Origin of the sequence: Flavobacterium psychroterrae (assembly GCF_018380615.1) — a bacterium.
In the GTDB taxonomy this organism is placed as follows: domain Bacteria; phylum Bacteroidota; class Bacteroidia; order Flavobacteriales; family Flavobacteriaceae; genus Flavobacterium; species Flavobacterium psychroterrae.
Genome location: NZ_JAGYVZ010000011.1, coordinates 86365 through 109599, shown reverse-complemented (window position 1 = coordinate 109599; position 23235 = coordinate 86365). Strand labels below are relative to the sequence as shown.

Annotated in this window: 20 protein-coding genes; 18 read left to right on the top strand and 2 right to left on the bottom strand. The window is 31.6% G+C overall.

Features of this window, described 5'->3' with window-relative positions:
* Positions 1-41: 41 nt before the first annotated feature.
* The 5 genes from carA to ctlX all read left to right on the top strand — a co-directional run bounded on the left by carA (position 42) and on the right by ctlX (position 5973).
* Positions 42-1160 (top strand): glutamine-hydrolyzing carbamoyl-phosphate synthase small subunit, encoded by a 1119-nt coding sequence (gene carA, locus KHA90_RS13060; protein ID WP_213300736.1) that lies wholly within the window; start codon positions 42-44, stop codon positions 1158-1160.
* Between the two features lie 102 nt (positions 1161-1262).
* Complete coding sequence (gene eno / locus KHA90_RS13055; RefSeq protein WP_213300723.1) at positions 1263-2555, top strand: phosphopyruvate hydratase; 1293 nt, start codon at positions 1263-1265, stop codon at positions 2553-2555.
* A 155-nt stretch (positions 2556-2710) separates the two neighbouring features.
* A complete protein-coding gene (locus KHA90_RS13050; protein ID WP_213300721.1) occupies positions 2711-3988 on the top strand; it encodes a citrate synthase in 1278 nt (425 codons plus the stop codon).
* Positions 3989-4052: 64 nt separating this feature from the next.
* Entirely contained in the window at positions 4053-4967 is a 915-nt protein-coding gene (locus KHA90_RS13045; RefSeq protein WP_213300711.1) for a dimethylarginine dimethylaminohydrolase family protein, read from the top strand.
* 70 nt (positions 4968-5037) lie between these two features.
* Complete coding sequence (gene ctlX, locus KHA90_RS13040) at positions 5038-5973, top strand: citrulline utilization hydrolase CtlX (RefSeq protein WP_213300709.1); 936 nt, start codon at positions 5038-5040, stop codon at positions 5971-5973.
* An 81-nt stretch (positions 5974-6054) separates the two neighbouring features.
* Here the strand turns inward: ctlX and KHA90_RS13035 are convergent, their stop codons facing one another.
* Positions 6055-6459: a helix-turn-helix domain-containing protein gene (locus KHA90_RS13035; RefSeq protein WP_213300707.1), complete on the bottom strand. Its 405-nt coding sequence runs from the start codon at positions 6457-6459 to the stop codon at positions 6055-6057.
* Between the two features lie 168 nt (positions 6460-6627).
* A complete protein-coding gene (locus KHA90_RS13030; RefSeq protein ID WP_213300705.1) occupies positions 6628-7257 on the bottom strand; it encodes a MarC family NAAT transporter in 630 nt (209 codons plus the stop codon).
* Between the two features lie 152 nt (positions 7258-7409).
* On the opposite strand from KHA90_RS13030, the gene KHA90_RS13025 reads away from it, so the two are divergent.
* The 13 genes from KHA90_RS13025 to KHA90_RS12965 all read left to right on the top strand — a co-directional run bounded on the left by KHA90_RS13025 (position 7410) and on the right by KHA90_RS12965 (position 23235).
* Positions 7410-7775: a CoA-binding protein gene (locus KHA90_RS13025; protein WP_213300691.1), complete on the top strand. Its 366-nt coding sequence runs from the start codon at positions 7410-7412 to the stop codon at positions 7773-7775.
* A 181-nt stretch (positions 7776-7956) separates the two neighbouring features.
* Positions 7957-8577: a recombination mediator RecR gene (recR, locus tag KHA90_RS13020; protein WP_213300688.1), complete on the top strand. Its 621-nt coding sequence runs from the start codon at positions 7957-7959 to the stop codon at positions 8575-8577.
* Between the two features lie 70 nt (positions 8578-8647).
* Positions 8648-9436 (top strand): polysaccharide biosynthesis/export family protein, encoded by a 789-nt coding sequence (locus tag KHA90_RS13015; RefSeq protein ID WP_213300670.1) that lies wholly within the window; start codon positions 8648-8650, stop codon positions 9434-9436.
* A 15-nt stretch (positions 9437-9451) separates the two neighbouring features.
* Entirely contained in the window at positions 9452-11902 is a 2451-nt protein-coding gene (locus KHA90_RS13010) for an exopolysaccharide transport family protein (protein ID WP_213300667.1), read from the top strand.
* Between the two features lie 9 nt (positions 11903-11911).
* Entirely contained in the window at positions 11912-12895 is a 984-nt protein-coding gene (locus KHA90_RS13005; protein ID WP_213300653.1) for an SDR family oxidoreductase, read from the top strand.
* Between the two features lie 27 nt (positions 12896-12922).
* Positions 12923-14314 (top strand): UDP-glucose 6-dehydrogenase, encoded by a 1392-nt coding sequence (locus tag KHA90_RS13000; protein WP_213300649.1) that lies wholly within the window; start codon positions 12923-12925, stop codon positions 14312-14314.
* A gap of 82 nt (positions 14315-14396) precedes the next feature.
* Positions 14397-14864, top strand: coding sequence for a UpxY family transcription antiterminator (locus KHA90_RS12995; RefSeq protein WP_213300646.1), 468 nt, complete (start codon positions 14397-14399; stop codon positions 14862-14864).
* A gap of 270 nt (positions 14865-15134) precedes the next feature.
* Positions 15135-16448, top strand: a complete 1314-nt coding sequence (locus KHA90_RS12990; RefSeq protein ID WP_213300643.1) for a nucleotide sugar dehydrogenase — start codon at positions 15135-15137, stop codon at positions 16446-16448.
* Between the two features lie 32 nt (positions 16449-16480).
* Positions 16481-17488: a mannose-1-phosphate guanylyltransferase gene (locus tag KHA90_RS12985; protein WP_213300629.1), complete on the top strand. Its 1008-nt coding sequence runs from the start codon at positions 16481-16483 to the stop codon at positions 17486-17488.
* An 8-nt stretch (positions 17489-17496) separates the two neighbouring features.
* Positions 17497-18543: a dTDP-glucose 4,6-dehydratase gene (rfbB, locus tag KHA90_RS12980; RefSeq protein ID WP_213300626.1), complete on the top strand. Its 1047-nt coding sequence runs from the start codon at positions 17497-17499 to the stop codon at positions 18541-18543.
* Positions 18544-18590: 47 nt separating this feature from the next.
* A complete protein-coding gene (locus tag KHA90_RS12975; protein WP_213300623.1) occupies positions 18591-21092 on the top strand; it encodes an SLBB domain-containing protein in 2502 nt (833 codons plus the stop codon).
* A 9-nt stretch (positions 21093-21101) separates the two neighbouring features.
* The gene (locus KHA90_RS12970; RefSeq protein WP_213300606.1) at positions 21102-22178 is read left to right on the top strand and encodes a Wzz/FepE/Etk N-terminal domain-containing protein; all 1077 of its coding nucleotides are present in this window, start codon (positions 21102-21104) and stop codon (positions 22176-22178) included.
* Between the two features lie 28 nt (positions 22179-22206).
* A complete protein-coding gene (locus tag KHA90_RS12965; protein ID WP_213300604.1) occupies positions 22207-23235 on the top strand; it encodes a ferredoxin--NADP reductase in 1029 nt (342 codons plus the stop codon).

The window sequence follows — 23235 nt, the reverse complement described above, 5'->3', positions numbered from 1 at the left end:
CGGGAGTTTCATGAACAATTAAAAACAATACAAATTATATAATGAAATACACTACACGACAAAGCGCCATTTTATTACTAAGTGATGGAACTATTTTTCACGGAAAATCGATCGGAATTAGCGGTAAAACTTTTGGTGAAGTTTGTTTTAATACAGGGATGACCGGTTATCAGGAGATTTTTACAGATCCTTCTTATTTTGGTCAAATTATGGTTGCGACTAATCCGCATATTGGGAATTATGGTGTTAATGATTTAGAAGTTGAATCTGATAGTATCAAAATTGCTGGATTAGTTTGTAAAAACTTTAGTTTTAATTATTCTAGAGAAGATTCTTCCGGAAGTTTGGAGGATTATTTTATTAAGCAAAATTTGATCTGTATATCTGACGTTGATACGAGAGCGTTGGTGAGCTATATTCGTGACAATGGAGCTATGAATGCAGTTATTTGCACGGATGGTACTTCAGTCGAAGATTTGAAAAAAGAATTGGCGAATGTGCCAAATATGGAAGGTTTAGAGTTGGCATCAAAAGTTTCAACCACTGAGCCTTATTTTTTTGGGGATGAAAATGCTACTTATAAAATATCTGCTTTAGATTTAGGGATTAAGAAAAATATCTTAAGAAATCTTGCTAAGAGAGATTGTTATATTAAAGTTTTTCCATACGACTCAACTTACAAAGATTTAGCTGAATTTAATCCGGATGGATATTTTCTTTCAAATGGACCTGGGGATCCAGATCCGCTTTTTGGAGCTATTGAAGTTGCAAAAGGAATTATTGCAGATGATAAGCCATTGTTCGGAATTTGTTTAGGACATCAAATAATTGCTTTGGCAAATGGAGTTAAAACATATAAAATGTTTGGTGGACACAGAGGAATTAATCATCCTGTAAAGAACCTGCTGACTGGTAAAGGTGAAATTACTTCGCAAAATCACGGTTTTGCTGTGAAAAGAGAAGCTTTAAACGGTCATCCGGAATTAGAACTTACGCATATACATTTAAATGATGATACTGTGGCTGGAATGCGTATGAAAAATAAGAATTGTTTTTCAGTACAATATCATCCTGAAGCAAGTCCCGGACCACATGACTCTTCTTATTTATTCGATCAATTTGTTGAGAATATAAAAGGAGCTTCTGCTAAAACGATGTAGTTAATAAAATAAAGGTATTTAATTGTTAAATGTGGTATTTAATATTAAATATTTTTATAATTTCGAAAAATATTTATAATTTATTAATAAAAAACAAAAATAATGAGTATTATAATAAAAGTTCACGCAAGACAAATTTTTGATTCCAGAGGTAATCCTACTATTGAAGTAGATGTAATTACTGAAAACGGAGTTTTAGGTAGAGCTGCTGTTCCATCTGGAGCATCAACCGGAGAACATGAGGCTGTTGAATTACGTGACGGTGGAAAAGCTTTCTTAGGAAAAGGAGTTTTGAATGCAGTGAACAATGTAAATACTGTTATTGCTGAAGAATTAGTTGGAACTTCTGTTTTTGAACAAAATACGATTGATCAATTGATGATCGATTTAGACGGAACTCCAAATAAATCTAAATTAGGAGCTAATGCTATTTTAGGTGTTTCTTTGGCTGCTGCAAAAGCTGCTGCAAACGAACTTGGATTACCTTTATACAGATATGTTGGTGGAGTTTCTGCTAATACATTACCTGTGCCAATGATGAATATCATCAATGGAGGTTCTCACTCTGATGCTCCTATTGCATTTCAAGAGTTTATGATTTTTCCTGTAAAAGCAACTTCTTTTTCTCATGCTATGCAAATGGGAACTGAAATTTTTCACAGTTTGAAAAAAGTATTGCACGATAGAGGTTTAAGTACAGCTGTTGGTGACGAAGGTGGATTTGCTCCAAACTTGGCTGGTGGTACTGAAGATGCTTTGGATACTGTCAAAAAAGCAGTTGAGAGTGCTGGTTATACTTTTGGTGACGAAATTATGATTGCTCTAGATTGTGCTTCTGCTGAATTTTATGTAAATGGAAAATACGATTACTCTAAATTTGAAGGAGAAACAGGTAAAATTAGATCTTCTGCTGAACAAGTTGAATATTTGGCTGAATTAGTAGCTAAATACCCAATTATCTCGATTGAAGATGGAATGGATGAAAATGACTGGGATGGATGGAAACTTTTAACTGAAAAAATCGGGCATAAAGTTCAATTAGTAGGTGATGATTTATTCGTTACAAATGTTGAGCGTCTTTCAACTGGAATTGAAAAAGGTATTGCTAATTCAATTTTAGTAAAAGTGAACCAAATTGGTACTTTGACAGAAACTATTGCAGCTGTAAATATGGCTAAAAATGCAGGATATACTTCAGTAATGTCTCACCGTTCAGGAGAAACAGAAGATAATACTATTGCTGACTTAGCTGTAGCTTTAAATTGTGGTCAAATTAAAACAGGTTCTGCTTCTCGATCTGATCGTATGGCAAAATACAATCAATTATTAAGAATCGAAGAAGAGCTGGGAAGCACTGCTTATTTCCCTGGATTAAACGCTTTCAAGATCAAATAATTGTAAGAGTTATATATTAAATTTAAACCATTCGTTTATGCGAATGGTTTTTTTTTGGAGTTTTAACAAATTCATAGCAGGATTCTTTTTTTAATTAGTCTTAAATTCCTTAGATTTGATAAATTATTATTTTAAAGATTTATTTCCGATATATTATGTCAAAAATAGCTACATTAGAAGTAGATGGTCAAAAAATTGAACTTCCGGTAATAACGGGGAGCGAAAATGAGTCAGCTATCGATATTAACAAATTACGTGATTTAACTGGTATTATTACTATTGATCCTGGATATAAGAATTCTGGATCATGTAAAAGTGAAATCACCTTCTTAGACGGAGAATTAGGAATTTTACGTTACAGAGGATATTCAATAGAAGATTTAGCTGAAAAAGCGAACTTCTTAGAAGTATCTTACCTTTTGATTTTTGGTGAATTGCCAACGGCTGAAGAATTAGAGCAATTCGAAAATGGTATTAAAAAACATACTTTGGTAAACGAAGAAATGAAAAATATCATTGACGGATTCCCGAAAACGGCTCACCCAATGGGAGTTTTGTCAGCTTTGACAAGTGCTCTAACTGCGTTTAATCCTAAAGCAGTAAACGTTGAAAATGAAAAAGAAATGTACGAGGCCATTTGTAAAACAATGGGTAAATTTCTTGTAATTGCAACTTGGACTTATAGAAAATCTATGGGCTATCCGTTAAATTATTACGACAACACAACAGGTTATGTAGATAACTTTATGCAGTTAATGTTTAAATTGCCTACAGGACCTTATTCAGCAAATCCGGTTATTGTAGATGCATTAGATAAATTATTTATTCTTCATGCAGATCATGAGCAAAACTGTTCTACATCTACTGTAAGAATGGTTGGTTCATCTCATGCTGGTTTATTCGCTTCAATTTCTGCAGGGGTTTCTGCTCTTTGGGGACCACTTCATGGAGGTGCAAATCAAGCTGTACTTGAAATGTTAGAAGAAATTAATAAAGACGGTGGAGATACAGATAAATTTTTGGCTAAGGCCAAGGATAAAAATGATCCTTTCCGTTTAATGGGATTTGGTCATAGAGTTTATAAAAACTTTGATCCAAGAGCAAGAATAATCAAAAAAGCGGCTAAAGAAGTATTAGAGACTTTAGGAGTTGAAGATCCTATTTTGGAAATTGCTAAAAAATTAGAAACAGCAGCTTTAGAAGATGATTATTTCAAATCCAGAAACTTATATCCAAACGTAGATTTCTATTCTGGAATCATTTACAGAGCATTAGGAATCCCTACAGATATGTTTACAGTGATGTTTGCTATTGGAAGATTACCAGGCTGGATTGCGCAATGGAAAGAAATGCGTGAGAACAAAGAACCAATTGGTCGACCAAGACAAATTTATACTGGGCATCCGCTGAGAGAATTTAAGTCGAACAAATAAAATATTTTAAAGCTTCACATAACTGTGAAGCTTTTTTTATCTTTGGCCAAAATATAATAAAGTTATGTTGCAATTAAATATAAAGAACGAAACGTCAAGATTACGTGCAGTAGTTTTGGGTTCTGCGGTTCATAATGGTCCAACTCCATCTGTAGATGAAGCTTATGATCCTAAATCATTGGAACATATTAAAGCAGGAACATATCCAATCGAAAAAGATATGGTTGCTGAAATGGATGCTTTTAATATTGTTTTTAAAAAACATGATGTAAAAGTGTATCGTCCTGAAATGATTGAAAATTACAATCAGATTTTTGCGAGAGATATTGGATTTGTAATTGATGATACTTTCATTAAATCAAATATTCTTCCGGACAGAGAACGTGAATTAGATGCAATTCAATATATACTCGATCAAATTGATCCTTTGAAAGTGGTTCGTCCGCCAGAAGAAGTTCATATTGAAGGAGGAGATGTTATGCTTTGGAATGATCATATTTTCATTGGAACATACAAAGGGAGTGATTATAAAGATTACATTACAGCAAGAACAAATATGCATGGTGTAAATTATATTAAAGAATTGTTTCCGAATAAAATTGTAAAAGAGTTTGATTTGGTTAAATCTAAAATCGAAGCTCGTGATAATGCTTTACACTTAGACTGTTGTTTTCAGCCTGTAGGCAAAGATAAAGGGATTATTTATAAAAGAGGTTTTCGTGAGGAAGCCGATTATATGTATTTAGTGAATCTTTTTGGAAAAGAAAATTTATTCCATATCGAAAGAAATGAAATGTATAATATGTTTTCTAATGTGTTTTCTATTGATGAAAATGTAGTAGTTTCAGAGAAAAACTTTACAAGGCTTAACAATTGGTTACGTTCCAAAGGTTTTACTGTTGAGGAAATACCTTATGCAGAAATTGCGAAACAAGAAGGCTTATTACGATGTTCAACACTTCCGTTAATTAGAGATTAAAAAGTTTCAAGTTTCACATTTTTGTAATATGAAACATGAAACATGAAATCTGAAACAAAAAATAAAGATTATGAAACAAACGACAAATGCAATTGTAATGATTCGACCAGTTGCTTTTAGAATGAATGAGCAAACGGCAGTAAATAATTATTACCAAAAAGTATTAGATGGTCTTTTGCCAAGTACGGTAAATGCAGAAGCACAACAAGAATTCGATGTTTTTGTAGAAAAATTAAGAGCAGTTGGGGTCGATGTTACGGTTATTGATGATACTTTGGAAACAGATACTCCGGACAGTATTTTTCCAAACAACTGGGTTTCATTCCACGAAAATGGAGATGTGGCTCTTTATCCAATGTTTGCAGAAAATCGTCGTCAGGAACGTCGCGAAGATATTTTAGATGCTCTTGAAGACAAAGGTTTCGAAATTTCGAATATAATGGATTATACATCTGCAGAAGAAGATGGTTTTTTTCTTGAAGGAACCGGAAGTTTGCTTTTAGATCGTGCTAATGCAAAAGCGTACTGCGCATTGTCGCCACGTGCCGATGAAGAATTATTTATCGAATTCTGTGAAGATTTTGATTATGCTCCTGTTATTTTTGAAGCTTTCCAGACAGTTAATGGAGAGCGTAAATTAATATATCATACAAACGTAATGATGTGTTTAGCTGAAACTTTTGCAGTTATCTGTGCAGATTGTATAGATGATAAAAAAGAGCGCAAAATGGTTCTAGATAATTTAAAAGCAGATAAAAAAGAGATCATTTTGATTACCGAAGCTCAGGTTAATAATTTTGCGGGCAATATGCTTGAAGTTCGAGGAACAAATGATAAAAAATATATAGTGATGAGTGCGTCTGCACATCAGAGTTTAACTCAAAAACAAATTACTCAAATAGAAAATCATGCTGAAATTTTGAGTTCAAGTCTTGATACAATTGAAGCTTGTGGAGGAGGAAGCGCCAGATGTATGATGGCAGAAGTATTTTTGCCAAGAAGTTAAGTTGTTTTATAACTAGTAAAATTTAATATAAAAAAGGCTCAACCATTTGGTTGAGCCTTTTTTACTATGAATAAAAGTTTCTTATCTATTTATTAATTTTTCAAGCCTTGTCATCATTTCATCTTTTTCTTTCAACATGCGCTCATACAAAGCAATTTTTTCTTCGTGAAGTTTTTTAATTTCCTCAATCGGATTGTTATTGAAAACTTCAATTCTATTATTGAACATTGCATTATCAGAGAAATTACACGAAATTAAATTTACCGCCTGCTCTTCATCAAAGTTTTGAAACGCTTCAACAGGAATTTTCAATGAATTAGAAATTCGACTAAGTATATTATCCTCAATTACATCTTTTTGCTCAAGCACAGAAATTTTCTTTTGATTCCAGTCATTTCCCAAATCAAAAGCCAATGACTCCTGTTTGATGCCAAGCATTTCTCTGAAACGTTTTACGTTTCTTCCCTGATGTATTTTCTGTTCCATAATAAATATAAATTTTCTAAAGGCTCAAAGATAACGCCATTTGGTTTAAGAATTCTGAGTTTTAAAGATAAAAAATATCATGTAAATGTCCATTTTGACAGATATTATAATCATATTCGAATGATTGTTGTTTTAAAAATGGAGACATTTTTATGATAAAAAAAATCTCTACATCAAATTTCCCTTTACAATATTTATGATTGAGCTTACAATATATTGTATTCCGATAGAAATAACAATGAAACCCACAATTCTTGAAATAGCTACAATTCCCGAAGCTCCTAGTATTCGGGCTAAATAGTGTGCGCTTTTTAGAATGGCAAAAATTGCAACCGCAATAGCTAAAATTGCTAAAGACGATATAATTATTTCTTCCATTCCGTGGTGTTCCTGATGAAAAGCAATCAGCAAAGAAATTGATCCCGGACCTGCTAACATTGGGATTGCTAATGGCGTTAGAGCGATATCGTTACGTTGTTGTGCATCGGTTTCAACCTTTTTGTTGATTCCTCGTTTTTTATTTATTTTTCCCGAAAGTAATGAAAATCCGGAATTTACAATTACAATTCCTCCTGCAATCCTAAGGGCATCAATACTTATTCCGAAAAATGACAAAACATATTGACCAATAAAAAAGGATACAATCAAAATGATAAAAACGTTTATGGCAGTCCAAAGAGAAATTCTGGAACGTTCTTCTTGAGAATCATGTTGCGTTAATCCAACAAAAATCGGAACTGTTCCGATAGGGTTTAATACGGAGAAAAGTGCCGCAAATAAATAAATGAATAAATCCATGCTGTTTTAGTTAATGTAGTAAAAATAGTTAATTTTTGATACTTCAGAGCAAATTCAAGTTAGTATATTATTTTTAATGTTATTATTTCTAAATCAATAACCTAAACTAACCTCATTCTTTTTGATTACTTTTGTAACATATTTGAAAAATAATGAAAAATAAGAAAACTTTAGTTCTGGGTGCTACCACAAAACCAGATCGTTACGCTTTTAGAGCCATAAACATGTTAGTTGATAAAGGACACACTGTTTTAGCAATTGGTCAAAATACAGGAGAAGTTGCGGGTGTAAAAATCCATACAAAAGCTATTCCGGTTAAAAATATAGATACAGTCACTTTATATTTAAATCCTACTCGCCAACGTGATTATTATAATTACATCATCGAGGCTCAGCCTAAAAGAGTAGTTTTTAATCCTGGGACAGAAAATCCTGAATTGTATCAATTATTAGAGTTGAATAATATTAAGTCAGAAGTTGCTTGTACTTTGGTTTTATTGGCTACTAATCAATATTAATTTTTTTGGAGCTTTTTCCAGCTATCCACTATATCTTTTCCTGGCTAAAGAAGCCAGAAAAAGGATATCGTTGCTATCTGGGCTACAAAGAACTTTTTGTAGTTATAATTAGTATCTCGATAAAACTGAATTTAGTTGCCTCAGAGCCTACTAAACCATTAAAAGTATTACTTTTGTCGTCATGGAATTTTCATCAAAATTAATAGAAAAAGCAGTCAACGAAATGTCGCAATTGCCTGGAATTGGTAAGCGTACGGCATTGCGATTAGTACTTCATTTATTAAAACAACCAAAAGAACAAACCGGATTTTTATCTCAGGCATTATTGAATATGCGTGCAGATATAAAATTTTGCGAAAGTTGTCATAATATTTCAGATACTAAAGTTTGTGAAATCTGTGCAAATTTAGCAAGAAATCATCAGACTATTTGTGTTGTTGAAGACATTCGGGACGTTATGGCTATAGAAAATACTGGACAATATAAAGGGATTTATCATGTTCTTGGTGGTAAAATTTCTCCAATAGAAGGAGTTGGTCCAAGTCAGTTGAATATTTCAACTCTGGTTGAAAAAGTAAAATCAGGAAAAGTAATTGAGATTATTTTTGCGTTAAGTTCTACAATGGAAGGAGATACAACAAATTTTTATATCTATAAACAAATTGCCGAATCTGAAATTATAATTTCTACAATTGCCAGAGGTATTTCTGTTGGAGATGAATTAGAATATGCAGATGAAATCACTCTTGGAAGAAGTATTTTACATCGTGTTCCGTTCGAAAAAACCTTCAAAAATAATTAAATAAACCCTAAATAAACTTAGATTTTCTGAAGATTAAAGGAAAAGCTATATTTGCGATAAAATTTTAATAATGACAAAGAACGGCTTTTATATATTACTATTAATTGGGGCTTTATTTACATCGTGTATTCCTGTAAAAGATTTGGTGTATTTGCAGGATAAAAATAATTCTGGCGAACAAAATAATATTGCTGCAGTAGAATCAAAACCTTATAGATTACAGGTAAATGATGTTTTAAGTGTTGATATAAAAGCAATTGATCCTAAACTGGTGTCAATTTTTAATACCACTCAAAATGCTTCGGCAGGTAAATCTGAATCCGATTTATATTTTAATGGTTTTACAGTTGATGATCACGGGAACATAAGAATGCCAATATTGGGTGAGATAAATGTTATAGGATATACTCTTGAAGAAGTTCGAGTTATAATTGAAAAAAAGTTGCTTGAGGAATATTTTAAAAGTGAGGCTAATATTTTTATTACTGTAAAACTAGCTGGGTTTAAATATACTATAAACGGTGAAGTTGGAAGTACGGGTACAAAAACATTGTTTCAGGAACATGTAAATATTATGGAAGCTGTTGCAAATGCCGGAGATATAACTATTACAGGAAATAGAAAAGCCGTAACTGTAATTCGTCAATCACCAACAGGAATGCAAATGCATGACTTAGATTTAACAGATGTTAATGTAATGAAATCTCCATATTATTACTTACAGCCAAACGATTATATATATGTAAAGCCTCTTAAACAAAAAACATGGGGAACTGGTAAAACAGGTATAGAATCTATTAGTACAATTGTTACCATTTTGTCATTAGCTACAACCGTATTTTTGTTGCTTAAAAATTAAAACCAAATTCAAAATATGTTAGATATAAAAGATTTTTCCATTTTTGAAAATCATTCGAATTTTGATTTTAAGGGATTTCTATTAAAAATTTTAAGTTACTGGAAATGGTTTCTGGCTAGTTTGATAATTGCATTTACAATTGCTTATCAAGTCAATATTCGTAAAGAAAAAATTTACGGAATGCAGACTATGATTTCTATCAAAGAAGAAAGTAATCCTTTTTTTACATCAAATACAAGTTTAGTTTTTAACTGGGGAGGGATTTCTGATCAGGTAAACGGAATTTCTACAATATTGCAATCAAGATCTCATAATGAATTAGTTGTGAGTAAGTTGCAATTCTATATTGATTATTTTACACAAGGAAAATACAATTTAATTGATGCCTATGGCGCTGTTCCTTTTTATGTGGATATTGATAAATCAAAAGGGCAGCTCGCAAATACATTAATAGGGATTAAATTCGTGAGCGAAAATGAATATCAAATTCGAATTCCTTTCGAAAACAATTCAGTTTCCTTGATAACATATTCTACAAATTCGTATAGTAATACTGCAGTTCAACCTACAGACTTATTTGTTAAGAAATATAAGGTTGGAGAACAGGTTTCGTTGCCATTTCTAAACTGGAAGTTGCAAATAAATGACAATCCTGGTTTGTACAATGGTAATGAATATTTTGTGAAATTCAATGATTTTGACGGAACGGTTGCGGGTTATAGAGGTATCACTGTTGGTTCTGATGATAAAGGAGGATCCATATTAACTTTAGGAATGCAAGGAACGAATAAAGCCAGAATGGTTGATTATTTGAATTCCACTGTAAAAATGTTAATTAAAATTCAGCTAGACGGAAAAAATCAATTTGCAACTAATACCATCAGGTTTATTGACAGCACTCTTGTTGCAATGGAATCTCAATTAAAACAAACTGGCGGTGAATTGAAATCTTTTAGAAAGGATAAAAACATTTATGAAATTGAAGGTGGAGGAGCTGTAGTTTCTGGTAAATTGATGGACTTTGATGTTAAGAAAGATGAAGTCACAAGAAAAATAGCTTATTATAATTCTTTAAAATCTTACTTAAACAATAGTGTCGATTATTCAAGATTGCCTGCGCCATCTGTTGCGGGAATTGAAGATCCCAATGTTGTCGTGAATGTGTCAAAACTTATTGCGCTTTCTACCCAGAGATCAGAAATGGCTTATGCGGTTAAGAGCGATAAGATTTTTAAAGATTTTGACAATCAAATGAGGGCTGTCAAAGATGTTTTGCTGGAAAATATTGTTACGGCAAAATCTTCTTTAATGTATGATTTGTCAATGGTAAATGCTAAAATAGGTGAGGCAGAAAGTACCGTAAAAAGACTTCCTGAAGAGCAACAGGAACTACTGAAGATTCAAAGAAAATATGACTTAAGTGATAATATTTATACTGAATTTCTTAAAAAGAGAAATGAGGCAGAGATTGTAAAAGCATCTAATTTATCCGATATTCATTTTATAGATTCTGCAAAAGATATTGGTGGAGGATTAATAGGTCCAAAAACTTCTGTAAATTATATATTAGCTTTATTTCTTGGAACACTTGTGCCATTATTGTTTGTTTTTGGAATATTCTTTATCAATAATTCGATTCAAAGTGCCGATGATATTAGTAAATTAACTCAAATCCCATTAATTGGTGTAATTGGAGTTAATAAAAATTCATTGAATTTAGCAGTTTTCGATAAACCAAAATCTGCGCTTTCTGAAGCTTTTAGAACAATTCGTTCTTCATTGCAGTTTTTGTATAAAAAACAACAATTAAGTGGGTCAAAGACTTTAATGATTACTTCATCAATAAGTGGCGAGGGAAAAACATTTTGCTCTATAAATATTGCTACAGTTTTCGCTTTAAGCGAAAAGAAAACTGTTATCATAGGTTTGGATTTGAGAAAACCGAGATTGGCAGATGAGTTTAATTTGAAAAATCAAATAGGAGTTGTGAATTATTTAATTAAACAAAATAGTTTAGCTGAAATTACCAACTCAACACAAATTCCTAATCTCGACGTTATACTTTCAGGGCCCATACCTCCAAATCCATCAGAGTTAATTTTGAGTGATGCAATGAATGAGTTAATTTTCGAGCTGAAAGACAAATATGACTATATTATTCTGGATACTCCGCCGGTAGGATTAGTGTCAGATGCGTTAGAACTAGCCCAATATGCTGATGTTACTCTTTATATAGTAAGACAGAATTATACCAAAAAAGATATGATTACATTGCTTAATACAAGGGTAAAAAGAGGTGAATTATCGAATGCAAGTATTGTTTTAAATGGGTATGAGAATAAAGCAAAATACGGCACGGCTTATGGTTATGGATATGGTTATGGAGCTTATTCAAATGGATATCATGAAGAAGAGGAAAAGTCAAATTTCTGGAATGGGATTTTAAATAAATTCAAGAAAAAATAATTTGGAATAATGGAATTATCAAATCAAAATACAATTTTAATTACTGGTGGAGCTGGCTTTATTGGTTCAAACTTATCTGAATATTTTTTAGGTTTAGGGCACAAAGTAATCTGTTTGGATAATTTTTCAACAGGACATCATCATAACTTAAAAAATTTTGTAGATAATCCTAATTTTAAATTAATTGAAGGAGATATTCGAAATATTGAAGATTGTGTTTTAGCAGTTCAGGGTGCTGATTATGTTTTGCATCAGGCTGCTTTAGGTTCTGTTCCAAGATCTATAAACGATCCGATTACAACAAATGATGTAAATGTTTCTGGTTTTCTCAATATGTTAGTAGCTGCTCGCGATGCAAAAATAAAACGCTTTATTTATGCTGCCAGTTCTTCAACATATGGAGATTCAGAAGGATTGCCAAAGGTAGAAGATATAATTGGTAAACCGTTATCTCCGTATGCGATTACGAAATATGTAAATGAATTATATGCTGAAATTTTCAGTAGAACATATAGATTAGAAACAATAGGGTTGCGTTATTTTAATGTCTTTGGAAGAAAGCAAGATCCTAATGGAGCTTATGCTGCTGTGATTCCAAAATTTGTAATGCAATTAATGAATTATGAAAGTCCGGTAATTAATGGTGATGGAAATTATTCCAGGGATTTTACATACATAGACAATGTGATTCAGATGAATCAGTTGGCAATGACAAGTCAAAATCCTGAAGCAATAAATACAGTTTATAATACAGCATTTGGTGATCGAAATACGTTAAACGATTTGGTTCGATATTTAAAAGAATATTTAGCGCAATTTGATTCGAAAATTGCTGATGTTGAAATTGTTTATGGAGCAAATAGAGCTGGAGATATTCCTCATTCATTAGCAAGTATTGACAAAGCAAAAACAATGTTAGGATATAATCCTAAATATTCTTTGCAAGAAGGATTAAAAGAAGCTGTAAGTTGGTATTGGAACAATTTGAAATAAAATAAGGATCAAGATAATAGTAAATAAATGAAAATTACAAAAATTTGTTGCATTGGTGCAGGTTATGTTGGAGGTCCAACTATGGCGGTAATTGCTCAAAAATGTCCACATATTCAAGTGACTGTAGTCGATTTGAATGAACAAAGAATTAAAGATTGGAATGATCCCAATACAGATAATATTCCTATTTATGAACCAGGACTTTCAGAAATAGTAGCAGAGGCGAGAGGAAGAAATCTTTTTTTTTCAACAGAAGTAGAGAAAGCAATTGATGAAGCGCAGGTCATTTTTATATCGGTAAATACACCAACCAAAACCTATGGTAAAGGGAAAGGGATGGCTGCTGATTTAAAATATATTGAACTTTGTGCGCGTCAAATAGCAAAAGTTGCCAAACAAAATAAAATTGTTGTTGAAAAATCAACTTTGCCGGTAAGAACAGCCGAAGCAATAAAAAGCATTCTTGATAATACAGGAAATGGAGTTCAGTTTCAAATTTTATCAAATCCTGAATTTTTAGCAGAAGGAACGGCGGTTACAGATCTATTAAATCCAGATCGAATTTTAATTGGAGGTGATACAACGCCTGAAGGTGAAATTGCAATAAAAGCTTTAGTTGATGTTTATGCGAATTGGGTAAGTGAAGATAAAATTTTAACAACAAATGTTTGGTCTTCAGAATTGTCTAAACTAACAGCAAATGCTTTTTTAGCGCAGCGAATTTCATCAATAAATGCAATGTCTGAATTATGCGAAAAAACAGGTGCTGATGTAAGTGAAGTAGCAAAAGCTATTGGAATGGATAGTAGGATTGGTCCAAAATTTTTAAAAGCTTCGGTTGGCTTCGGAGGTTCTTGTTTTCAAAAGGACATTTTAAATTTAGTTTATATAGCAAAATCATATGGACTAAATGAAGTTGCAGATTATTGGGAACAGGTAATCATAATGAATGATCATCAAAAAAGAAGATTTTCCAATAAAATTGTACAAACATTATATAATACAGTTGCTGATAAAAAAATCACATTTTTAGGCTGGGCGTTCAAAAAAGATACCAATGACACTCGTGAATCTGCTGCAATATATGTAGCTGATGATTTGATTAATGAACAGGCTAAAATTTCCGTTTATGATCCAAAGGTTTCAAGAAATAAAATGTTAAGCGATTTAGATTATTTAGAAACCAGAACTGCTGAACAAAATAGTAAATCATTAGCTATATTTGATGATCCTTATGAGGCATGTAGAGGGTCGCATGCAATTGCAATTCTAACGGAGTGGGATGAGTTTACAACATATGAGTGGAAAAAAATTTATGATTCAATGCACAAGCCTGCATTTCTTTTTGATGGAAGAAATATATTAAATGCAAAAGAGTTAGAATCAATTGGCTTTATCTATAAAGGAATAGGTTCGTAGGTAAAAAAGATATTGAGGTAAAATTTAATATGAAAATGATTAGTGAAAGATTGGTTTAAGTTTTATTTCAATAAAAAGGAAAATGAAAAATTGGTATGTAGTTTATACAAAACCCAAATGGGAAAAAAAAGTTGCAGAAAAGCTTAGTGAAATAGGAATTGAGTGTTATTGTCCATTAATAACTCAGATTAAACAATGGTCAGATAGAAAAAAGAAAGTTGAAGTACCACTTTTTAACTCGTATGTCTTTGTTCAGTTAGAAGACATCGATCGAAATTCTGTTTTTCAAATATCGGGTGTAATTCGATATTTATTTTGGTTGGGAAAACCTGCTATTGTAAAAGATAGTGAAATTGATATTATAAAAACTAGTCTTAAAGCACCAAATATTAGTGATATTTCAGTAACTTCAGTTCAGATTGGTGATAGAATAAAGTTAGAATCGGGAGCATTTAATAATCAAAATGCAATTGTTCAGGAGATATCTAACACACATTGTATTTTAGTGCTTGAATCTTTAGGGTGTGTACTTAAAATAAAATACAAATAATTTAGTTTAGTATCTTACTATTGTGGTTAAGGCGGAAGCGAAATTTCTCTAATTAGGGATTTTAGCTTCTGTTTTTTATATAATATGTTTTTTTTATATACTGATTAATAATGTGTTGGTGTATATTATTATTGTTTAATTGATTGTTTTCGCACTAATACGGGAAACCGTATTGAATAGATTGACTTAAAATGTTATATTTGCCGAAAATGATTTTAGAATATCTGTGTCAAATATTTGTGACTCAGAGTGGCGAAGCCGTGAATTGTTATGACTGAAATAGATAAAAAAGATTACAAATTGAATGAAAACATAAAAATAGCCATTATTGGTTTAGGTTATGTTGGTTTGCCTTTGGCCAGACTATTTGCTACTAAATATTCAGTTATTGGTTTTGATATAAATGAAGCACGAGTATCGTCTTTAAAATCAGGTACAGATACAACATTAGAAGTCGATGATGCCACTTTGCAAAAAGTTTTAGTTAATAATTCTAATTCCAAAGTTGGTTTATATTGCACAACTTCTTTAGATGATTTATCTGATTGTAATTATTTCATAATAACTGTTCCCACTCCAGTCGACAAAAATAATCGACCAGACTTAACTCCTTTATATAAATCAAGTGAATCAGTTGGTAAAATATTAAAAAAAAGAGATATAGTAATTTATGAATCGACTGTGTATCCAGGTGTTACAGAAGAACAATGTGTACCAGTTTTAGAAAGAATTTCTGGTTTAAAATTTAACGAAGATTTTTATGCAGGTTATTCTCCTGAAAGAATAAATCCGGGAGATAAAGAGCATACAGTTGAAAAGATTTTAAAAGTAACTTCAGGATCAACTCCAGAAATTGGGATAAAAGTTGATAATCTTTATAAGTCAGTCATTACTGCTGGAACTCATTTAGCGCCTTCTATAAAAGTAGCAGAAGCTGCTAAAGTCATAGAAAATTCACAACGAGATATAAATATTGCTTTTGTAAATGAACTGGCTAAAATATTCAATTTAATGAATATTGATACTCAGGAAGTATTAGAAGCAGCGTCTACAAAATGGAACTTCTTACCCTTTAAGCCCGGTTTAGTTGGCGGACATTGTATAGGTGTAGACCCATATTATTTAGCACAGAGAGCCCAAGAGTTTGGATATCATCCTGAGATAATACTAGCAGGAAGACGTTTAAATGATAGTATGGGGGAATATGTAGCTTCGCAAATAGTAAAATTGATGATTAAAAAAGGAATTTCAGTTAATGGAGCAAATCTTCTAATGCTTGGGATTACCTTTAAAGAGAATTGTCCGGATGTTCGTAATACAAAAATTGTAGATGTCGTAAAAGCATTAAAGGACTATGGAATTGAAGTAACAATATTTGATCCTATAGCTAATGCAGATGATGTAAAAAAAGAATATAATTTAGTAACATTAAACGCTCTTCCAAATAATAGATTTGATGCAATTGTTCTAGGAGTCTCTCATTCTGGATTTTTAGAATTAAATTTTAATCAGATGAAAAAAGATAATAGTTTAATATACGACGTAAAAGGAGTTTTAGGTTCTATAGCTGATAACAGACTGTAGTAAATAAAAGTCTTTTTATTTTAAAGAAAGAAATGGAAACAAACAATTCAATCATACATGTAATTTTGACAGGAGGAGTGGGAAGCAGATTGTGGCCACTATCAAGAAAAAGTCAACCTAAACAATATCTTGAGATATTTGAAAATAAATCTTTATTTGAGATGACAGTTGACCGTAACAGTCATTTAGCAAATAAAGTCATGGTAGTTGGAAATGTAGATAATCATCACTTAAGTGGTAAAGTTATGGATAAAACCAAAACTTCTTATGTGAATATAGTAGAAGCTACGCCTAGAAATACTGCCGCTGCAATTGCATTTGCTGCATTTGCATCAGATCCCAGCGATATTTTAATTGTAACTCCTTCTGACCATATTATAGATAAAATGGAGGACTACAATAAGGCTATAAATGAGGCTGTTTTAAAAGCACAAGATGGTTTTATTGTCACATTTGGGATTATTCCAACAAAACCGGAAACGGGTTATGGCTATATCGAATCAAAAGGAGATAAAGTAATTTCATTTAGAGAAAAACCAAATGAAACAACAGCAAAGGAATTTATTGCAAAAGGAAATTTTTTATGGAATAGTGGGATGTTTTGTTTCAAGGCTAGTGTTCTTTTAGATGAACTAAAACAATTTCAACCAGATGTTTATGAAAAATCTAAGGCTGTTTGGGAATCAAGTAAAGAAGGGTTCTTAGATTTGGATTTGTCTTTAGAAATTCCATCAATTAGTATTGATTATGCTGTAATGGAACGCAGTAAGAAAATAAAAGTTGTACCAGCTGCTTTTTCGTGGTCGGATTTGGGATCATTTGAATCTGTTTATGATTATTTAGTATCAAAAAAACATCCAATTGATAAAAATGGGAATATGGTAATAGGCTCTGGTAAGCATACTACCTTTCTAGGTTTAAAGAATACTATTTTTGTCTACACAAGTACTGCTAATCTAATTTTGCAAAAAGAAAACTCACAAGATGTAAAGGATATTTATAGCGAGTTGGAAAAAATAAATTCAGATTTATTAAATTAAATTTTAAAATGAAAAAAATTCTTATAACTGGTGGTGCTGGTTTTATTGGATCTCATGTTGTGAGACGTTTTGTAAATAAACATCCTGAATACCAAATATTTAACTTAGATGCGTTAACTTATGCGGGAAATTTAGAAAACATTAAAGATATTGAAAATCAACCAAATTATACTTTTATAAAAGGTGATATTGTTGATGAGTCTTTTATAAATGAACTTTTCTCATTGCATAATTTTGAAGGTATTTTACATCTAGCAGCTGAGTCCCATGTTGACCGTTCAATTGAAGATCCATTAGCATTTGTTAAAACAAATGTAATTGGAACTATGAATTTATTAAATGCAGCAAAAAATCAATGGAAAAATAATTTTGAAGACAAACGTTTCTATCATATAAGTACTGATGAAGTTTATGGTTCGCTTGGAACGGAAGGACTTTTTACAGAGACTACATCCTATGATCCAAATTCACCTTATTCAGCTTCTAAAGCCAGTTCTGATCATTTTGTTAGGGCTTATGGTGAAACTTATGGTTTACCATATGTTTTAACGAATTGTTCAAATAATTATGGTTCTTACCACTTCCCCGAAAAGCTGATTCCTCTTTTTATTAACAATATCATTAATAACAAACCATTACCGGTTTATGGAGATGGAAATTATACTCGTGATTGGCTTTTTGTTGAAGATCATGCTATTGCAATTGATTTGGTTTTTCATGAAGGAAAAAATCATGAAACCTATAACATCGGTGGGTTTAATGAATGGAAAAATATTGACTTAGTAAAATTATTATGCCAAATTATGGATCAAAAATTAGGAAGAGATGAAGGTGTTTCTGAAAAGTTGATAACCTACGTTAAAAATAGGCCTGGTCACGATTTACGTTATGCAATAGATGCTTCAAAAATCAATAAAGAATTGGGATGGAAACCTTCTGTGACTTTTGAAGAAGGGTTAGAAAAAACAATTAATTGGTATTTGGATAATGAAGAATGGCTAGAAAATGTTACTTCAGGTTCTTATAAAGATTATTATCAAAAACAATATTCATAAATAAAGAAGTTTTTTTAAAACTAACGTTAAGGTTAATTAACTCCAATATGAAAAAAATAATATACGTACTTTCTTTATTTTTTACTTTGCTAATGTCTTTTAATGCCAATGCTCAGGATATAATAAAGTCTAAAGATTTAAGTACTGTAAAAGTTGATTATTTGTCAGATGACGAAATTTCTAAAATTATTAGTCAGTTAAAAAGTAATAAGGCAACTATTGATGATGTCGAATCTATGGTTTTATCAAAAGGTATGAGTCAGGCAGAATTTGATAAATTAAAAGCTCGAATTACAGAATATGAAAAAAAATATTCAAAAGATAAAGATAAGGACAAAGATAAAGACAAAGATAAAGACAAAGAGGATAAATTAAAAAAGACAGATAAAGAATCTGAATTTAAAAGAAAACAAGACAAAATTAAAAATGAAAAAATAAAGGATTCATTAAATGCCTTGATTTTTGGATCTGAATTATTTGATAATCCTACCTTGAATTTTGAACCGGATTTAAAAATGGCAACTCCAATAAATTATATTTTGGGACCGGGTGATAAATTGGAGGTGAGTGTTTATGGTATTCAGCAATTTGATGATACCGTTCCTGTAAATTTCGAAGGCAAAATTGCGATTCAGAATGTGGGGCAAATTGCAGTTGCAGGAATGTCAATTGAAGCAGCTACACAAAAAATAAAAGCAGCGATAGCAAGAGTATATAGTACAGTTAGGACTGGACAGTCGCAAGTTAGTGTTAGTCTAGGTGATATCAGAACAATTAAAGTAACAATCGTTGGAGGAAAACAGCCAGGTAATTATTCTATTTCATCTCTCGCGTCTGTTTACAATGCATTGCATTTAGCCGGTGGTCCCGGTAAAAATGGAAGTTATAGAAATATTGAATTAATTCGTAATAACAAGGTTTATAAAAACGTAGATATTTATAAGTTTTTAGTTAAGGGTGATCAGTCAGATAACGTGAATTTAAGAGATAATGATGTTATTAGAATTCCAGCATATAGTCAAAGAGTAGTGGTTGAAGGCGAAGTAAAACGTCCAGGTATTTTTGAAATGAAAAACGGAGAAACATTTTCAGATTTATTATCTTTTGCTTCGGGATTTAATGAATTTGCCTATACTTCATCTGTAAACGTAATGCAAAAAACTGGAAAAGAGTTTAAAATACATGATATAAATGAAAGTGAATATAATTCCTATTTGCCGCAATCTGGAGATGTTTTTAGAGTTACTAAAATTTTAAATAGATTTGAAAATCGTATAAAAATAGAAGGAGCCGTTTTCAGACCAGATTATTATTCTTATAGCGAAGGAATGAGAATTTCAGATCTTATAACAAGATCTGAAGGACTTAAAGAAGATGCTTACACAAAAAGAGCAAGAATTATTCGTTTAAAAACAGATTTGACGACAGAAATTGTAAATGTTGATTTAAGTGCTGCTTTATCAGGGGATTTAAATTCTGATGTAGAATTAAGAAGAGAAGATATTGTTACGGTTTATTCTATTCTGGAATTCAGAGAGGAGTATAAAGTAACAATTGATGGTGAAGTTAAAAATCCTGGAGAATATGAATATTTCGAGAATTTAACTTTAAATGATTTGGTCGTTCAAGTTGGTGGGTTAACAGGTTCAGCATCTAAAAGGGTTGAAATTGCAAGAATGGTAAAGTCTGATATGATTGATGACTCTGATCCAAAACGTATTGAATTGGTTGAGCTTGAAATTACTGCAGACAATAATGAACAAATTAAAAATTTTGTGCTAAAACCTTTTGATGTTATTAATATACGAAAAATGGCAGTTTATGAAAAACCAGAAATGGTTAAAGTAAGTGGTGCTGTGAGCTACCCTGGTAAATATGTTTTAGCTAACAAAAAAGAAACAGTTTATAATGTGGTGATGAGAGCAGGAGGATTAACGTCCATTGCCAACTTAGATGGTATGAAAATAAAGAGACCAATTAAAGAGGAGCAGATTGAGCAGTTAGAAAGTATCAACCTTAACCTGGATAAAAAACTAACAACAGAAGAAGAAGGGCTTAACCTAAAACAAAAAGACACACTTAATTCTAAATTATCTAAAAAGCTTAGAGATGAATTAAAGTATGCTACAATCCCTGTAAATTGGGAAAAAATTGTAAAAGATAAAAACCATTATTCAAATGTTACTTTATTTCCAGGCGATGAAATTGAAGTAGCAGTTTATAATGAAGGAGTAAAAGTAACTGGAAACGTATTGCTTACATCTGAAATTCCTTATAGAGCGGGAAAAGGATTTAAGTATTATATAAATGCTGTTGGAGGTGTAGATTATAAAGGATGGAAGAAAAAGGCATATATTATTTATCCAAACGGTAAAGCTTCTGTAACAGGATCATTTTTGTTTTTCAGGTCTTATCCAAAAGTAACTCCAGATTCTCAAATAGTGGTGCCGGAAAAACCTGAAATGAAGAGAATGAGTGCGGGAGAATGGGCAGGCATTGGAAGTGTTCTTGCTAGTTTAGCATTGTTAATTGTTACTGCTTTTAAATAAATAATTTTGATGGAGAATATACCACTGGAAAACGATGAAATCTCGTTAAAAGAATTGTTGAAAAAAATACAAGAATGGTTTAGGTTTTTATTATCAAAATGGAAAATTATTGTATTGTCAGGAATATTAGGGGCTGCTTTGGGATTAACTTATTCCCTTATGCAAAAACCAACTTATACAGCAACTTTGTCATTTGTATTAGAAGATGATAAATCAGGTGGGGGTGGCTTAGGAGGAGCTTTAGGACTAGCAAGTTCCCTTGGGTTAGATTTGGGAGGAAGTGGTGGCAATATATTTAGTGGCTCTAATTTAACAGAACTGTTCAAATCTCGCAGAATGGTTGAACAGACACTTCTAAACCCAGTTAACTATAATGGTAAAAGTATTTCTTTGGCAGAAATGTATCTTGATATTAATAAAATGAGGGAAGGATGGAAAGAAAATCCCAAACTCAGTAATATTAATTTTCTTCCCGGCGCTAATCGTAATAATTTTACTCGTGTGCATGACAGTATTTTAGGTGTATTATATGATGCATTATCTAAAGGAGGACTAACAGTTGGTCAAAAAGATAAAAAAGTTGCAATTATTAGTATTGATATGGTTTCTGGAAACGAGTTATTTGCAAAGTATTTTTGCGAAGCTTTGGCTAAAGAAGTTGGTAGGTTTTACGTTGAAACTAAAAGTAAAAAAGCCAGAATTAATATGGCAATATTAGACCGTCAGGTAGACTCAATCCGAGGAGAGTTAAATGGATCTATTACAGGAGTGGCAGTAGCAAATGATAATACCTTTAATTTGAATCCAGCAATGAATGTTCGTAGGGCACCTTCAGCTAGAAAGCAAGTAGATGTGCAGGCAAATACTGCGATATTAACTGAACTGGTTAAACAATCAGAACTTGCAAAAGTTACTCTAAGAAAAGAAACTCCTTTAATTCAGGTAATAGATAGACCTATTCTTCCTTTACATAAAGAACGTTTTAGTAAAGCAAAAGGTATCTTAATTGGAGGTTTTTTAGCAGGTTTTTTAGTGACTGTTATTATTATTTTAAGACGCATTATCAGTCAGATCATGACATGGTAATAATAAGCGTATTTTTTATATCGTTTAAATGAAAAGTTATACTTTAAAAGTTCAGGAAGTTCGAATCGAGACAGATGATACTGTAACAATATGTTTTAAACAGCCAGGATTAAAAAAAATCAAATATTTAGCTGGCCAATATCTTACACTTCAATTCAGAATTAATGGAAGAAGATATATCAGACCGTATTCTTTTTCTTCAAATCCTTTAGTTAATTCAACGCTAGATGTTACAATAAAAAGAGTGCCTGAAGGTATTGTCTCAAATTACATAAATGATAATGTTAAAGTTGATGATGTTATCGAGGTACAAGAACCTTTAGGAGATTTTGTTTTTGAACCAGATGAATCGATAAAGTCTGCTGTATTTTGGGGTGTAGGTAGTGGGATTACACCATTGTTTTCTATGATTAAAGGGTTATTAGAAACCCAGCCTTTAATTAATATATATTTAGTTTATGGAAATAAATCTAATTCATCTGTAATATTTAAAGACCAATTAGAGAAGTTAAAAGAAATTTATTCTGAACGTTTTAAGATTTATAGTTTTTATTCTAAAGAAGAATTCTTTGATGAGGATTCGCATAATTATCGTGGCAGGATTGATTCTAATTTTGTACAGAAATTAGTAAGTAATATTGAGTCTCCTTTTAGAAATTATATATGTGGTCCCGTTGGGCTTAAAAATACAGTAAGAGAATCATTACTTAGCTTAGGGGAAAGTATTGAAAATGTCTTTTCTGAAGACTTTGAATTAGTTAAAAACCCAGAAGATTTTAAAGAGATAATAGATCAGGAAATATTTTTAAATTTTAAAGGAGTAAATAATAAAATCTTTATAACTAGTGGTAATTCTATTTTAGAAGAAGCTTTGGAAGCTGGTTTAGAATTACCTTATTCATGCCAAACAGGGAATTGTAGTACTTGCAAAGGTACCGTTATATCAGGTAAGGTAAAAATGATAGGTTTAGATAAACCTAGGACTGATTTAAAAGATAATGAATTCTTACTCTGTTGCAGTTACCCATTGACTGATGATATTAGCATAGAAATATAA

What these genes read in the sequence shown, in the direction of transcription:
- KHA90_RS12975 (WP_213300623.1), top strand. Translation starts at nt 18,591, where the DNA reads ATGAAAAAAATAATATACGTACTTTCTTTATTTTTTACTTTGCTAATG.
- KHA90_RS13000 (WP_213300649.1), top strand. Translation starts at nt 12,923, where the DNA reads ATGAAAATTACAAAAATTTGTTGCATTGGTGCAGGTTATGTTGGAGGT.
- KHA90_RS13010 (WP_213300667.1), top strand. Translation starts at nt 9,452, where the DNA reads ATGTTAGATATAAAAGATTTTTCCATTTTTGAAAATCATTCGAATTTT.
- eno (WP_213300723.1), top strand. Translation starts at nt 1,263, where the DNA reads ATGAGTATTATAATAAAAGTTCACGCAAGACAAATTTTTGATTCCAGA.
- ctlX (WP_213300709.1), top strand. Translation starts at nt 5,038, where the DNA reads ATGAAACAAACGACAAATGCAATTGTAATGATTCGACCAGTTGCTTTT.
- KHA90_RS12995 (WP_213300646.1), top strand. Translation starts at nt 14,397, where the DNA reads ATGAAAAATTGGTATGTAGTTTATACAAAACCCAAATGGGAAAAAAAA.
- KHA90_RS13050 (WP_213300721.1), top strand. Translation starts at nt 2,711, where the DNA reads ATGTCAAAAATAGCTACATTAGAAGTAGATGGTCAAAAAATTGAACTT.
- KHA90_RS13015 (WP_213300670.1), top strand. Translation starts at nt 8,648, where the DNA reads ATGACAAAGAACGGCTTTTATATATTACTATTAATTGGGGCTTTATTT.
- KHA90_RS13035 (WP_213300707.1), bottom strand. Translation starts at nt 6,459, where the DNA reads ATGGAACAGAAAATACATCAGGGAAGAAACGTAAAACGTTTCAGAGAA.
- rfbB (WP_213300626.1), top strand. Translation starts at nt 17,497, where the DNA reads ATGAAAAAAATTCTTATAACTGGTGGTGCTGGTTTTATTGGATCTCAT.
- recR (WP_213300688.1), top strand. Translation starts at nt 7,957, where the DNA reads ATGGAATTTTCATCAAAATTAATAGAAAAAGCAGTCAACGAAATGTCG.
- KHA90_RS12965 (WP_213300604.1), top strand. Translation starts at nt 22,207, where the DNA reads ATGAAAAGTTATACTTTAAAAGTTCAGGAAGTTCGAATCGAGACAGAT.
- KHA90_RS12990 (WP_213300643.1), top strand. Translation starts at nt 15,135, where the DNA reads ATGACTGAAATAGATAAAAAAGATTACAAATTGAATGAAAACATAAAA.
- carA (WP_213300736.1), top strand. Translation starts at nt 42, where the DNA reads ATGAAATACACTACACGACAAAGCGCCATTTTATTACTAAGTGATGGA.
- KHA90_RS13030 (WP_213300705.1), bottom strand. Translation starts at nt 7,257, where the DNA reads ATGGATTTATTCATTTATTTATTTGCGGCACTTTTCTCCGTATTAAAC.
- KHA90_RS12985 (WP_213300629.1), top strand. Translation starts at nt 16,481, where the DNA reads ATGGAAACAAACAATTCAATCATACATGTAATTTTGACAGGAGGAGTG.
- KHA90_RS13025 (WP_213300691.1), top strand. Translation starts at nt 7,410, where the DNA reads ATGAAAAATAAGAAAACTTTAGTTCTGGGTGCTACCACAAAACCAGAT.
- KHA90_RS12970 (WP_213300606.1), top strand. Translation starts at nt 21,102, where the DNA reads ATGGAGAATATACCACTGGAAAACGATGAAATCTCGTTAAAAGAATTG.
- KHA90_RS13045 (WP_213300711.1), top strand. Translation starts at nt 4,053, where the DNA reads ATGTTGCAATTAAATATAAAGAACGAAACGTCAAGATTACGTGCAGTA.
- KHA90_RS13005 (WP_213300653.1), top strand. Translation starts at nt 11,912, where the DNA reads ATGGAATTATCAAATCAAAATACAATTTTAATTACTGGTGGAGCTGGC.